This window comes from Streptomyces sp. NPDC003379, assembly GCF_053589195.1.
On sequence record NZ_JBSFRK010000006.1, the window covers coordinates 1 to 14,071 of the forward strand.

General features: G+C 72.7%; 12 protein-coding genes. 9 read left to right on the forward strand and 3 right to left on the reverse strand.

Annotated elements, in window-relative coordinates:
• Positions 1 to 103 precede the first annotated feature (103 nt).
• Positions 104 to 733 carry a TetR/AcrR family transcriptional regulator gene (locus tag ACWDVB_RS07370; protein WP_451515724.1) on the reverse strand — a complete coding sequence of 210 codons (630 nt, stop codon included), beginning with the start codon at positions 731 to 733 and terminating at the stop codon, positions 104 to 106.
• A 129-nt stretch (positions 734 to 862) separates the two neighbouring features.
• Between ACWDVB_RS07370 and ACWDVB_RS07375 the strand changes: the two genes are divergently transcribed.
• Complete coding sequence (locus ACWDVB_RS07375; RefSeq protein WP_451515725.1) at positions 863 to 1,792, forward strand: zinc-binding dehydrogenase; 930 nt, start codon at positions 863 to 865, stop codon at positions 1,790 to 1,792.
• Positions 1,793 to 1,828: 36 nt separating this feature from the next.
• On the opposite strand, the gene ACWDVB_RS07380 is transcribed toward ACWDVB_RS07375, so the two are convergent.
• Positions 1,829 to 3,259: a cytosine permease gene (locus ACWDVB_RS07380; RefSeq protein WP_451515726.1), complete on the reverse strand. Its 1,431-nt coding sequence runs from the start codon at positions 3,257 to 3,259 to the stop codon at positions 1,829 to 1,831.
• Positions 3,260 to 3,414: 155 nt separating this feature from the next.
• On the opposite strand from ACWDVB_RS07380, the gene ureA reads away from it, so the two are divergent.
• From ureA to ACWDVB_RS07420, 8 genes are all read left to right on the forward strand, one after another.
• A complete protein-coding gene (gene ureA / locus ACWDVB_RS07385; RefSeq protein WP_451515727.1) occupies positions 3,415 to 4,119 on the forward strand; it encodes an urease subunit gamma in 705 nt (234 codons plus the stop codon).
• Positions 4,116 to 5,837 carry an urease subunit alpha gene (locus tag ACWDVB_RS07390; protein ID WP_451515728.1) on the forward strand — a complete coding sequence of 574 codons (1,722 nt, stop codon included), beginning with the start codon at positions 4,116 to 4,118 and terminating at the stop codon, positions 5,835 to 5,837. The genes ureA and ACWDVB_RS07390 overlap by 4 nt, the downstream gene beginning before the upstream one ends.
• 41 nt (positions 5,838 to 5,878) lie before the next feature.
• Positions 5,879 to 6,916, forward strand: a complete 1,038-nt coding sequence (locus ACWDVB_RS07395) for an agmatine deiminase family protein (RefSeq protein WP_451515729.1) — start codon at positions 5,879 to 5,881, stop codon at positions 6,914 to 6,916.
• A 15-nt stretch (positions 6,917 to 6,931) separates the two neighbouring features.
• Positions 6,932 to 7,546: a TetR/AcrR family transcriptional regulator gene (locus ACWDVB_RS07400; protein WP_451515730.1), complete on the forward strand. Its 615-nt coding sequence runs from the start codon at positions 6,932 to 6,934 to the stop codon at positions 7,544 to 7,546.
• A gap of 151 nt (positions 7,547 to 7,697) precedes the next feature.
• Positions 7,698 to 8,810: a hypothetical protein gene (locus ACWDVB_RS07405; RefSeq protein WP_451515731.1), complete on the forward strand. Its 1,113-nt coding sequence runs from the start codon at positions 7,698 to 7,700 to the stop codon at positions 8,808 to 8,810.
• Positions 8,811 to 8,886: 76 nt separating this feature from the next.
• Positions 8,887 to 10,149 (forward strand): TolB family protein, encoded by a 1,263-nt coding sequence (locus ACWDVB_RS07410; protein ID WP_451515732.1) that lies wholly within the window; start codon positions 8,887 to 8,889, stop codon positions 10,147 to 10,149.
• 329 nt (positions 10,150 to 10,478) lie between these two features.
• Positions 10,479 to 12,077, forward strand: coding sequence for a citramalate synthase (cimA, locus tag ACWDVB_RS07415; RefSeq protein WP_451515733.1), 1,599 nt, complete (start codon positions 10,479 to 10,481; stop codon positions 12,075 to 12,077).
• Between the two features lie 48 nt (positions 12,078 to 12,125).
• Complete coding sequence (locus ACWDVB_RS07420; protein WP_451515734.1) at positions 12,126 to 13,496, forward strand: hypothetical protein; 1,371 nt, start codon at positions 12,126 to 12,128, stop codon at positions 13,494 to 13,496.
• 44 nt (positions 13,497 to 13,540) lie between these two features.
• Here ACWDVB_RS07420 and ACWDVB_RS07425 read toward each other — a convergent pair whose 3' ends face one another.
• Positions 13,541 to 14,068 (reverse strand): hypothetical protein, encoded by a 528-nt coding sequence (locus tag ACWDVB_RS07425; protein WP_451515735.1) that lies wholly within the window; start codon positions 14,066 to 14,068, stop codon positions 13,541 to 13,543.
• Positions 14,069 to 14,071 lie beyond the last annotated feature (3 nt).

Here is a 14,071-nt window from a genome sequence, read left to right on the forward strand (position 1 = left end):
CCCCTGACGGGGCGGTACGCGAGACCCGGTCAAGGGGCGCGGGGAACTGCGCGACCAGCCCAAGACAACCCGCAGACGAGAACCGCACCCGCCCAGCGCAGCGCTAACGCGCCGCGAGGGTAAGGCTTTCCGGCGCCGCGGCGCAGGCCCGCCTCAGCCCCGCCGCAAGGCGGTCCCGCGTGGGACCGGGACCCTCGATCCACGCCTCCACCGCCCGGTGGAACGCCGCGACCAGCACATCGATCGCGAGCCGCACCCGCAGATCGTCGCCCCTGCCCGGCAGGGCGAACCGGCGCCGCGCCACGACGAGCGCGGCCCGGCTCGTGCGGTCGCAGAAGGCCAGCCCATGCGCGTCCATGGACGGGGTGACCGCGGCGAGGCGGCGGCTGAGCAGCACCCTCCCGGCCCACCCCTCATCCGGCATCCGCGCCAGCGCGCCCAGCAGCGCGTCCCGCAGCACGTCGAACAGCGCCTGCCCCGGGGCCGGTTCGCAGACCTCCAGCTCTTCGAGGAACGCCTCCCAGAGGTCCTGGGTCGGCGCCATCGCCACGTCTTCCTTGCTGCTGAACGTACGGAAGAACGTCCGCTTGCTGACCTCCACCGCGTCGCACAGCGCGTCGAGCGTCACTCCGTCGAAGCCGCGCTCCGTGAACAGCTCCAGGGCGGTGTCGACAAGTGCCTGCCGTGTCCGCAGCTTCTTGCGCTCCCGTAGGGGCAGCTGGTCGATGTCCATGGCCGAAGTGTAGCCCTGGGAGCGAATGCCCCTTGAAGGCGTATGCCACTCAGTGGCACTATTACGGCAGCCGGGCCCTCCCAAGGCGCCGTCGGCTCTCTCCGGCGTACGACGAAAGGCTCAACTCCCATGCGCGCACTGCTGGTTGACCGGTCCGTCCCCGGCGGGCTCCGCCTCGGCGAAGCTCCCGCCCCCGAGCCCGCCCCGCATCAGGCCCTGGTCCGCGTACGGGCGACCTCCCTGAACCACGGCGAGGTGAGGTGGGGCATCGAGGGCGCGCCCGAGGGCGCGGTGCTCGGCTGGGACGCGGCGGGAGTGGTCGAGCGTGCCGCCGCCGACGGCTCGGGCCCCGCGGCGGGCACCCCCGTGGTGACCCTGGGCGGCGACGGCGGCTGGGCAGAACTCCGCGCCGTGGACACGGGCTGGATCGGCGTCGTACCCGAGGGCGCCGACCTGGGCGCCATCAGCACCGTGCCGGTCGCGGGCGCCAGCGCCCTGCTCGCCCTGCACCGGATCGGGCCGATCCTCGGCAGGCGCGTCCTGGTCACGGGTGCGACCGGCGGCGTCGGCCGGTACGCGGTGCAGCTCGCCCGGCAGGGCGGCGCCCACGTCATCGCGGTGACCGGCGACCCCGAGGGGCGGGGCGAGACGCTCCGGGCCCTCGGCGCCCATGAGGTGATCGCCGCGCCCGAGGCGGCCGGCGCCCCGGTGGACGGCGTGGTGGACGTGATCGGCGGCCGGCAACTCGTCGCGTCGTACGAGAAGTTGGGCCGGAACGGCACGCTCGTGTCCGTCGGACAGGCCGGCGGTGAGGCCGAGCACTTCCCGCTCAGGGCTCTCTATGGGGAGGCGGGCCGCCACAACCGCTCGATCGTCAACTTCCAGCTGCTCGGCTTCCCCGACCTTGCCAGGGACCTGACCTGGCTCGCGGAGCAGGTGGCGTCGGACGCGCTCGACCCCGGCACCTCCTGGCGGGGCGCCTGGGACAAGGCCCCGGAGGCGATCGACACGCTCCTCACCCGCCGTCTGCACGGCAAGGCGATCCTGGACATCGGCTGAGGCGCAGCCCCGCCACCCCGCCGCCCCGACGGAGTCTCAGCCCGCCAGGGACTCCTCTTCCGTGAGGGAGAGCGGGGCGACGGCGGGCGCGTGCCGCCGCGTCAGCGCGGTGTACGCCGCGCCGCCCACCACTCCCGACAGCAGGAAGCTGCAGTCGACCCCGCCGGTCAGGGACAGCAGCGGACCCTCGTACGAAGGGAGGGAGACCGCGATCAGGCCGACCGCCGCGCCGAGCGCCCAGGACGCGGTGGCCTGGACGTTCCAGCCCGCGCGGTACCAGTAGACGCCGCCCTTGGAGCGGCGGTTGAAGACCTGGAGGGCGTCCGCGTCGTACTCCCCGCGGCAGCGCGCGAAGCCGATCAGGGTGATGACCGCCCAGGGCGTGCCGATGGCGGTCAGGAGCAGCACGAACGACGTCATCGCGTCCTGCGCCTCCCACGCGTAGTGGCCGACGAAGACGCAGCCCGTGGCGACGACGGCGACCGTGTACGTGGCGCGTGCGCGCGAGGCGCGGGGCAGGATCGCGTCCAGGTCGAGGCCCATCGAGTACAGCATCAGGCCCGCGTTGCCGACCGAGCCCGCGGAGGCGGCGAGCAGCAGCGGCACCAGGTACCAGCTGGGGGACGCGTCGACGAGGCCCCCCGCGTAGTCGAGGGCCGCGCGCGCCGCGTACGCCGTGAACGTGCCGAAGAGCTGCGGGATCAGCAGCCCGGCGAGCAGTCCGGCCCAGGCCGCGCCGAGCACCGCGCGGGAGCTGTGCCGGGCCGGGGAGACGTAGCGGGTGTAGTCGCCGAGCAGGGTGATGAAGGCGATGGGGCCCGACAGGCCCGCCGCCACCAGGGCCATCAGCCAGGTGGGCCAGAACGATCCGAGAAGGTAGCCGCCCGCTCCCGGGAGCGCAGACGTCGTGAAGTCGGGGGCGTACGCGACGACGCCGAGGATGAGCAGCGCCGTCATGCCGAAGGCGAGGACGCGGGAGAGGCGCAGCAGGACGCGGTAGCCGAAGACCGCGCCGACCACGGTGGCGGCGGCGAGCAGGGTGTAGACGACGGCGTACGACAGTCCGCCGGCCGGCAGTCCGAGCAGGCGGTGCAGTACGCCCACCATCACGTCGCCGCCGATCCAGATGGTCAGCGCGGTGTAGCCGAGCGAGAGCAGCAGGCCGACGACCGAGCCGACCAGGCGCCCACGCACCCCGAACTGTGCGCCCGACGAGGTGGAGAGGTTCGTGCCGGTGCGCAGGGACACCAGGGCGAGCGGCGCCGTCAGCGCGGTGCCGATCACCGTGCCCGCGACCACCGCGCTCACCGACTCCCACCAGCCGAGGCCGAACGACACCGGCAGCCAGCCGAAGACGATCACCCCCAGGCAGAGGTTGGAGCCGATCAGGATCGACACCAGGTCGCGGGGCCCGCTGGTGCGTTCCCCGTCCGGGATGGTGTCGACTCCGCGCTGTTCTATCGGCATGAGGGTGCCCCTGACGCTCGCTTGGTCCCGATGGTTGCTCCCGTATTTGAGCAGCGCTCAATGTGACGCGTTGAACCCCCTTCCGTCAATGCTTCCCGCATGCGGATTTCGTAGTTAGAGTGGTGCTCTAACTCTGGAACAGGGAGGTACGGCGCGTGCGACTGACGCCCACCGAACGCGACCGGCTGCTGCTCTTCGGGGCCGCCGAGCTCGCCAGGGCCCGCAAGGCGCGCGGCCTCAGACTCAACGTCCCCGAGGCGACCGCGCTGATCGCCGACACGGTCTGCGAGGCGGCCCGCGACGGCGTCCGGCTCGCCGAGGCCGTCGAGCGCGCCCGTGCCGCCCTCGGCCCCGACGACGTCCTGCCCGGCGTCGCCGACGTGGTGACCGAGGTGCATGTGGAGGCCGTTTTCGACGACGGGTCCCGCCTCGCCGTGGTCTCCGACCCCATCGGTGGCGGCCTCGGCAGTGAGGCGCCCGGCGCGCTCCTGCCCGGCCCCGCGCACGAGGACCCCGTGTCCGTCGTGACGCTGACCGTGCGCAACACCGCGACCGTGCCGGTCTCCGTGACCTCGCACTTCCACTTCTTCGAGGCCAACCCCCGGCTCGACTTCGACCGCGCCGCCGCCTACGGCCTGCGCCTGGCCGTCCCCGCCGGGTCCTCCGTCCGCTTCGGGCCCGGCGAGAGCGGCGAGGTGGGGCTGCTGCCCATCGGCGGCGAGCGGATCGCCATCGGCTTCGCGGGACTGGTCGACGGGCCGCTGGACGCGCCGGGCGCCCGCGAAGAGGCACTGCGCCGCGCCGCCGCCTGCGGCTACCTCGGCGTACCGGAAACGACTGAGCAGGAGATCGAGCGATGAGCCGACCCGGAGGCCACGCCGCCGAACCGCGCCGCCTCACCCCGTACGAGTACGCCTCCACGCACGGCCCCCGCGCCGGCGACCACGTCCGGCTCGGTGACTCCGGGCTGACGATCCGCGTCGAGTCCGACGCCCAGAAGTACGGCGACGAATTCCTCGCCGGATTCGGCAAGACGGCCCGCGACGGGCTGCATCTGAAGGCCGCCGCCGTCCGCGACACCTGCGACGTCGTCATCAGCAACGTCGTCGTCATCGACGCCGTGCAGGGCATCCGCAAGGTGTCCATCGGCATCAGGGAAGGCCGCATCCACGCCATAGGGAGGGCCGGTAACCCCGACACCCTCGACGGCGTCGACGTCGTGGTCGGCACCGGCACGTCCATCGTGTCGGGGGAGGGGCTGATCGCCACCGCGGGTTCCGTGGACACCCACGTCCACCTGCTCTCGCCGCGCATCATGGAGGCATCCCTCGCCTCCGGCGTGACCACGATCATCGGCCAGGAGTTCGGGCCGGTGTGGGGCGTCGGCGTCAACTCGCCCTGGGCGCTGCGCCACGCGTTCAACGCCTTCGACGCCTGGCCGGTGAACATCGGCTTCCTCGGCCGGGGCTCGTCCTCGCACGACGCCCCGCTGATCGAGGCGCTCGCCGAGGGCGGCGCGTCCGGCTTCAAGGTGCACGAGGACATGGGTGCGCACACCCGCGCCCTGGACACCGCGCTGCGCGTCGCCGAGGAGCACGACGTCCAGGTCGCGCTGCACAGCGACGGGCTGAACGAGTGCCTGTCGGTCGAGGACACCCTGAAGGTCCTGGAGGGGCGGACCATCCACGCCTTCCACATCGAGGGCTGCGGCGGCGGCCACGTCCCGAACGTCCTGAAGATGGCGGGCGTACCGAACGTCATCGGCTCCTCCACCAACCCGACCCTCCCCTTCGGCCGGGACGCCGTCGCCGAGCACTACGGCATGATCGTCTCCGTCCACGACCTGAAGACCGACCTGCCGGGCGACGCGGCCATGGCCCGCGACCGCATCCGCGCCGGGACGATGGGCGCCGAGGACGTGCTGCACGATCTGGGCGCCATCGGCATCACCTCGTCCGACGCGCAGGGCATGGGCCGCGCCGGTGAGACCGTACGCCGCACCTTCGCCATGGCCGGGAAGATGAAGGCCGAGCTGGGCCCCATGGAGGGCGACGGCCCGCACGACGACAACGCGCGCGTCCTGCGCTACATCGCCAAGCTCACCATCAACCCCGCCCTCGCCCACGGCCTCGCCCACGAGGTCGGCTCCATCGAGGTCGGCAAGCTCGCCGACATCGTGCTGTGGCGCCCCGAGTACTTCGGCACCAAGCCGCAGCTGGTCCTCAAGTCCGGCTTCCCCGCCTACGGCGTCGTCGGCGACCCGAACGCCGCGACCGACACCTGCGAACCCCTCGTCCTGGGACCGCAGTTCGGGGCGTACGGCGCGACACCCGCCGACATCTCCGTGGCGTTCGTCGCGCAGGCCGCCGTCGACCAGGGCAACGACCTCATGCCGACCCGCCGCCGCCGGGTCGCGGTGCGCGGCACCCGTGGCATCGGCCCCGCCGATCTGCTCCTGAACTCCCGCACCGGAGCCGTCGACGTGGACCAGCGGTCCGGCCTCGTCACGCTCGACGGCGACCCGGTCCGCTCCGAGCCCGCCGACTCGGTCTCCCTCAACCGCCTCTACTTCCTCTGACTCCCTGACTCCCTGACTCTCTGACTTTGAAGGTGTACGTCATGTCTGCTGCCGCCGACGGCTTCCGCATGCCCGCCGAGTGGGCCCCGCACGAGCGCACCTGGATGGCGTGGCCGTGCCCCAACCCCACCTTCGACGACCCCGAGGGCCTCGACGAGTCCCGCCTCGCCTGGGCGAACGTCGCCCGCGCCGTACGCCGCTTCGAGCCCGTCACCGTGGTGTGCGGACCCGCCCAGTCCGCGTACGCCAAGGAGCTGCTCGGCCCGGACATCGAGGTGGTGGAGCGGGAGCTCGACGACGCCTGGATGCGGGACATCGGGCCGACCTTCCTCACCGACGGCACGGGGCAACTGGCCGCCGTCGACTGGACGTTCAACGGCTGGGGCGCCCAGGAGTGGGCCCGCTGGGACCACGACTCCAAGATCGGCGCGTACGTGGCCGACCTCGCCGGAGCCCGTACGTACACCTCGGACCTGGTGAACGAGGGCGGCGGCATCCACGTCGACGGGGAGGGCACCGTCCTGCTCACCGAGACCGTCCAGCTCGGCCCCGAGCGCAACCCCGGCCGGACCAAGGCGCAGGTCGAGGCGGAGATCCACGCCCACCTCGGCACCACCAAGGCCATCTGGCTGCCGCGCGGCCTCACCGCCGACTACCCCGGCCACGGCTACGGCACCCTCGGCCACGTCGACATCGTCGCCGCGTTCGCCGCGCCCGGCGTCGTCCTCGTCCACTCCCAGCGGGACCCCGCCCACCCCGACTTCCAGGTCAGCCAGGAGGTCGTCGCGACCCTCCAGGGCCAGAAGGACGCGCGCGGCCGCACCCTGCGGATCGTCGAGGTGCCCGCGCCGACCGTCCTCAAGGACGACGAGGGCTGGGTCGACTACTCGTACATCAACCACTACCTCTGCAACGGCGGCGTCGTCCTGTGCGCCTTCGGCGACCCGAACGACGAGATCGCGGCCGGCATCTTCCGCGGTCTCTTCCCGGGCCGTACGGTGACGCTCGTCGACGCCCGTACGATCTTCGCCGGGGGTGGTGGCATCCACTGCATCACCCAGCAGCAGCCGAAGGTGTGAATCAAGGAGCAGGACATGGCCTCAGCCGGGCAGGCCCGCGCGCGGAAGAACGCCCCGCCGCGTGAGGACGTCCTCGCGGCCGCCATGGAGATGATCGCCGAGCGCGGCCTGGAGAAGCTGACCATGGCCGCGCTCGGCCGCGAGGTCGGCATGAGCTCCGGCCACCTCCTCTACTACTTCCGCACCAAGGACGAGCTGCTCCTGCGCACCCTGGAGTGGAGCGAGGGCCGCCTCGGCACCGAGCGCGGCCGCCTCCTCGCCCGCACCGGCACGGCCCGCGCACGCCTGGACGCCTACGTCGAGCTGTACGTCCCCGACGGCGTGGGCGACCCCCACTGGACGCTCTGGCTGGAGGTCTGGAACCGCTCCCTCAACGCCGACGAGGAGGGCCGCGACCGGCAGGCCGCGATCGAGGGCGCCTGGCACCGCGACCTGGTGGCGCTGCTCGCCGAGGGCGTCTCGCGCGGCGAGTTCGGCGGGATCGACCCCGACCGGTTCGCGGCCCGGCTGCGGGCGCTCCTCGACGGCTTCTCCATCCACGTGGCGATCGGGCTGCGCGGCACCGGGCGGGACCAGGTCCTCACCCACGTACGGGAGTTCCTGGACGCGGCGCTCGCCTCGGGCGCCTAGGGACGCCCGGCGGCCCGTCCAGGTTGTACGCAGTCCGGCGGATTGCCTGCCGCCCGGCGCGTGCGCTTGTATCCCCGTGGGCCTTCGGCGTCGGGCCGGGGGAGTCACAGGTCCGTGGGGGGAAACCATGTCCACTGCCAGACGTGTGTCCTTGAGCGCGTCACTCGGGAAGCAGGTCCTCCACCGGGACGGCCCGTTGACGCGGCGCCCCGCGAGCGCCCTGCTGGGCGCGGTCGTCGGCGTCACGATCACCGCGGCGACCCTGCCCACCGCGCAGGCGAAGACGCATACCCCCCGCACCGAGCGGGTCAGCACCACGAGCGAGGGCGCGCAGCTGGACGGCCCCTCCCATCAGGGCGTGATCAGCGACGACGGCAGATACGCGGCGTTCCACACCAAGGGGGCCCAGTTCGGCTGCCACCAGAACGTCTACACGTGCCTCGTGCTGAAGGACCGCGTCACGGGCGAGGCACGCACGGTCCCCCAGGCGGGCGGCCACGCGTGGGCGCCGCCGGTCATCAGCGGCGACGGCCGCTACATCGGCTTCACCGCGGGCACCAAGGTCCCGCTGCCCCGGCTCCACGACCGCGTGACGGGCACCACCGGGACCGTCCTGCCCGCCGCCGACCCCGAGGCGTGGATCGGCGAGATGTGGGCGGTCACCCCCGGCGGCGGCCATGTCGCCTACGGCGCGGGCGACCGGCCGAGCCCCACCCTGCGGCTGTACGTGCGTTCCATGGCGACCGGCGCCGACGAACTGGTGTCGGGCGCGGCGGACGGCCCCAAGGACGCGGCGTCGCTGAGCGCCGACGGCTCGCTCGTCGCCTACCAGACCCGGTCCGCCGGCGACGACACCGCCGACGTCCTCGTCAGGAACCGCGCCACCGGTGAGACCGTCCATGTCGACAAGGGGCTGGGCAAGGGGGAGTTGGTCCAGCTGAGCGAGGACGGGCGGTACGTTCTCTTCGACGCCGACGGGGGTGCGTATCTGCACGATCTGCGCTCGGACACGACCCGGCGCGTCGCGGACAGGCCCGCCGCGTCCGCGAGCCGCGACGCCCGGTACGCCGTGCTCGCGGGGGAGGGCGACCTGACGCTCCTCGATCTGCGCACGGGCAGGCACCGGCCCGTCGGACCCGGCGAGGCCGTGCCCGGAGCCGTCACCGCCAGGGGCCGCGGGGTCGTCTTCACCTCGGAGGCCACCGACCTCGTGCCGGACGACACCAACGGCGACTCCGACCTCTTCCTGCGCCACACACGCTGAACCGATCCGCGTTCCCGGCCTGCGCACCGTGACCTGACCTGACAGCACCACGACAAGAAAGTACGGGGAACAGCTCATGCACAGCACCAAGCGCCGCGCCGCCCTGACGGCCGCCGCCCTCACCGTCGCCGCCGTCACCGCCACGGCCCTGCCCGCGGCCGTCGCCGCACCGAACGCCGCCGCGCCCCGCACCCAAGGCGTCAGCGTCACGCCCGAGGGCAAGGCAGGGAACGGCACGTCCGCGGGCGCCGTCATCAGCCGCGACGGCCGGTTCGCGGCCTTCGAGTCCGAGGCCGCCGACCTGGTCGCCGGCGACACCAACGGCCGGAGCGACATCTTCGTACGCGATCTGCGCACCGGAGGGACCGAGCGGATCGCGCTCGAAGGGCGCCAGGTCAGCGGCCCCTCACTGAGCGCCGACGGCCGCTACGTCGCGATGGTCACCAGCCCGGCGGGCTCCTACTCCGACCGGGACGTACGCCTCTACGACCGCAGGACGAAGAAGACCGAGCGCCTCGACGTCGAACTGCCCGACGGCCACCCGGGCGACAGCGCGGGCAGCGTCTCCCTGAGCGCGAACGCGCGCTACGCCGTCTTCAGCACGGACGGCCCCCAGTTCGACGGCACGGCGGTCTTCCTGCGCGACCGGAAGACCGGCACCACCGAGAAGGTCAGCCACCCCTACCCGGGCGGCGACGGGGAGCGCGACGCCCACTCGCCGACCGTCAGCGACGACGGCCGCCGCGTCGTCTACGCCACCTCCTTCGTCAACGGCCCGCGCGGCGACGACTGGAGCGACCTGTGGCTGCGCGACCGCAAGACCGGAAAGGTGACACAGATCGACCGCTCGTACGACGGCTCCAAGACCGAGAAGGAGTCCCTGCAGCCGTCCATCAGCGGCGACGGCCGTACGGTCGTCTTCGAGTCCCGCGACACGCACCTGGTCCCGAACGACGACGACGCCGCCTGGAACGTCTTCGTCCACGACATCGCCTCCGGCAGGAACCAGCGCGTCCACGGCACCCAGGGCGGCCCCGGCGAGGTCTACACCCGCGCCCCCGCGATCAGCGCCGACAGCCGCTACCTCACCTACATGTCGGAACTGACCGAGCCCGGCGCCGAGTACGGCAAGGAGTGGCCCGTCTATCTGCGCGACCTGAAGAAGGGCGGCACCACGCTGGTCACCCCGGATACCACGGGCGGCGCGGCCACGGCGGACGTCGCCCCGGGCGGCGTCTCGGCGGACGGCCGCCGCGTCGCCTTCCTCTCCGGCGACGGGACGCTGCTGAGCGGCGACACCAACGACGGCAACGACGCCTTCGTACGCCATCTGCGCTGACGTACACGCGGGGCGGGCGGCGTGTCCGGCACGCCGCCCGCATCGTGAGACGGGGCCGCGCGGCGGGGGCGGGCTGTGGCAGGGTGCGTACGTGCTCTCGTTCGCCATGATTATTGGCAGCAGGCGCGCCGGTCCGCAGTGACCGTCTCGTACCACCATGTACGGGCGGACACCGTCGTCCTCGACCCGCGCGCAGACCTCTCGCACCCGCGAGGGGTTTTTTCGTTTCCCGGCCCAACCGCAGCCGGACACGGAGCACGCGGGATCATTGTGGGCGGTGGAGCCGGTCCTTCCGGTAGACCGAGATCCGACACAGGAGCCAGATCAGCATGACGGAAACTCCCGACGATTCCTTCCATGTCTTCGACACGACGCTGCGCGACGGCGCGCAGCGCGAAGGCATCAGCCTCACCGTCGCGGACAAGCTGACCATCGCCCGGCATCTGGACGACTTCGGCGTGGGCTTCATCGAGGGCGGCTGGCCCGGCGCCAACCCGCGCGACACCGAGTTCTTCGCGCGGGCCCAGCAGGAGATCACCTTCCGCCACGCGCAGCTCGTCGCCTTCGGCGCCACCCGCCGCGCGGGCGCCAAGGCGGCCGACGACCCGCAGGTCAACGCCCTGCTGGAGTCCGGCGCCCCGATCATCACGCTGGTCGCCAAGGCCCACGACCGGCACGTCGAGCTGGCCCTGCGCACCACCCTGGACGAGAACCTGGAGATGGTCCGCGACACCGTCTCCCACCTCGTCGCGCAGGGCCGCCGGGTCTTCGTCGACTGCGAACACTTCTTCGACGGCTACCGCGCCAACCCCGAGTACGCCAAGGCCGTCGTGCGGGCCGCCGCCGAAGCGGGCGCCGATGTCGTCGTCCTGTGCGACACCAACGGCGGCATGCTGCCCGCCCAGGTCCAGGCCGTCGTCTCCACCGTCGCCGCCGACACCGGCGCCCGGCTCGGCATCCACGCCCAGGACGACACCGGCTGCGCGGTCGCCAACACCCTCGCCGCCGTCGACGCCGGCGCCACGCACGTGCAGTGCACCGCCAACGGCTACGGCGAGCGCGTCGGCAACGCCAACCTCTTCCCGGTCGTCGCCGCGCTGGAGCTGAAGTACGGCAAGCAGGTCCTGCCCGAGGGCTCGCTGCGCGAGATGACCCGCGTCTCGCACGCCATCGCCGAGGTCGTCAACCTCACGCCCTCCACACACCAGCCGTACGTGGGCGTCTCCGCCTTCGCGCACAAGGCGGGTCTGCACGCCTCCGCGATCAAGGTCGACCCGGACCTCTACCAGCACATCGACCCCGACCTCGTCGGCAACCGCATCCGCATGCTCGTCTCCGACATGGCGGGACGGGCCTCCATCGAGCTCAAGGGCAAGGAGCTCGGCGTCGACCTCGGCGACGACCGCGCGCTGGTCGGCCGCGTCGTGGAGCGGGTCAAGGAGCGCGAACTCCAGGGCTACACGTACGAGGCCGCCGACGCGTCCTTTGAGCTGCTGCTGCGCGAGGAGGCCGAAGGGCGGGCGCGGAGGTACTTCCGCGTCGAATCGTGGCGGGCCATCGTCGAGGACCGCCCCGACGGCACGCACGCCAACGAAGCGACCGTGAAGCTCTGGGCCAAGGGCGAGCGCATCGTCGCCACGGCGGAGGGAAACGGCCCGGTCAACGCCCTCGACCGGGCGCTGCGGGTCGGCCTGGAGCGGATCTACCCCCAGCTCGCCAAGCTGGAGCTGGTGGACTACAAGGTCCGCATCCTGGAAGGCAAGCACGGCACGTCCTCCACGACGCGGGTGCTGATCTCGACGAGCGACGGCGTCGGCGAGTGGTCGACCGTCGGCGTCGCGGAGAACGTCATCGCGGCCTCATGGGACGCGCTGGAGGACGCGTACACGTACGGGCTGCTGCGGGCCGGGGTCGAGCCGGTCGAATAACCGCTCCCCGAACCTCCCTCGACGGCCCCGCTGAGTTACGTTCTAAGTATGAGGAACAGGACGAAACGGATCAGTGTGGGGCTGTCCGGGCTGCTGCTCGCCCTGGGCGCCGCGTCCTTCACGGGGGCGCCCGGGGCGTCGGCCGCGTCCAGTACGTCCGAGGTGGCCGAGGCCTGGGAGAAGAGCCCGGTGTACGTCGACCCCGCGGCGTCGGACCAGCTGTCCGATTCCCAGGCGGACGCCCTCGCGCTGAAGATCGAGCAGGCGGACAAGCCGGTGTTCGTGGCCGTGCTGCCGCAGGACTTCCCGCGGCAGGACATATTCCAGAAGCTGCGGACCGAGACGGGCGTGACCGGGGTGTACGCGGTACGCCTTGGCGACGGCTTCGACGCCAAGGCCGACCACTCCGTGCTCAGCCGCAACGCCGTCACCAACCTCGTCTCCCTGGTGCGCGGCGAGGACACCAACACCCAGCTCAACGACTTCGTCGACGAGGCCATCACACAGATCCCCGGCAGCGCCCCGCAGTCCTGGAGCGGCGGCCCCGAGGGCGACGGCGTCTCCGTGGGCGCCCTGGCGGGCGTCGGTGTGGTCATCGTGGCCGGTGGTGCCGGTGCGTACGCCGTGATCCGGCGCAAGAAGCGGCGCCACGACGAGGCGCAGCGCGAGGCGCTGCGCAAGCTGTCCGTCGTCGTCGACGAGGACATCACCGCGTTCGGCGAGGAGCTCGACCGGCTCGACTTCCACCCGGCGGAGGCGGGGGCCGACGACGCGATGCGCGCCGACTACGAACGCGCCCTCGACGCGTACGAGAAGGCCAAGTCGTACATGGCCGCGGCGACGCGCCCCGACGACGTGCGGAGCGTGACCCAGGCACTGGAGGACGGACGCTTCTCGCTGGCCCTGCTCGCGGCGCGGCGGGAGGGACGGGAGCTGCCGGAGCGGCGCGCCCCGTGCTTCTTCGACCCGCGGCACGGCCCCTCGGTGAAGGACGCGCTGTGGGCGCCGGTCGGCGGTGCGGAGCGTGAGGTCCCGGTGTGCGCGGCGGACGCGGCGCGTCTCGCGGACGGCCAGGACCCGATGGTGCGGACCGTGGCCACGGAGTCCGGGGAGCGACGGCCCTACTGGGAGGCGGGACCCGCGTACGGGCCGTGGGCCGGCGGATACTTCGGCGGGGGCATCCTGCCGGGGATGCTCATCGGCACGATGCTCGGCGGAATGATGGCCGGTCCCGCGTACGCGGCGGACTACGGCGCCGGGTACGGGGATGTCGGCGGCGGCTATGGGGGTGGGGACTACTCGGGGGCGGACTTCGACCCCGGGGACTTCGGCGGCGGCTTCGGCGGGGGCGGCGGGGACTTCGGGGGCGGCGGCGACTTCGGAGGCGGCGGCGACTTCGGCGGGGGCGGCGGATTCTAGGGCCGGTCGTCGCCCGGTCGTCGCCCGGTCGTCGCTCGGTCGTCTCAGGGGGCCGTTGCCGACCAGCGGCCCGAATGGCCCGGCGGCAGCGCCAGGTCCCGGCGTACCGCCGCGTAGTACCCCTGCCGTGCGGTCCGCTGTCGCTCCAGCATTCCGGCCCACGCGTCCGGGTCGTGCGGGTCGTCGCGCAGGAACCGTTCCATCTCGATCACCGTGAGCACCCAGATCCGCGCCTTGTCCACCACGTCCGGCGCCCCCAGCATGAGCAGCGCCTCCCCGGCCGGATCGCGGGCGTCCGCGGCCTCCGTGAAGTGCGGCGCGGCCGCCTCGGGGGAGAGGGGGTGCGGGTGGGGATCGTTGCCGAGGTGGGCGGCGACGCGGTAGGTCAGGGTGACGGACTGCTTCAGGACCCGGGCGTACTCGGTGTAGATCGCGAGCCGCCGCTCCTCCCAACGGGCCGCCTGCTCCCGCCGGAAGCGGACCCGGTCCCCCCGCATGATCGCCATGTACGACCCGAGCGCACCGACGATCACGCCGATGAGCGCGGGCAGTTGCTGTATGAACTCCGGCACGGC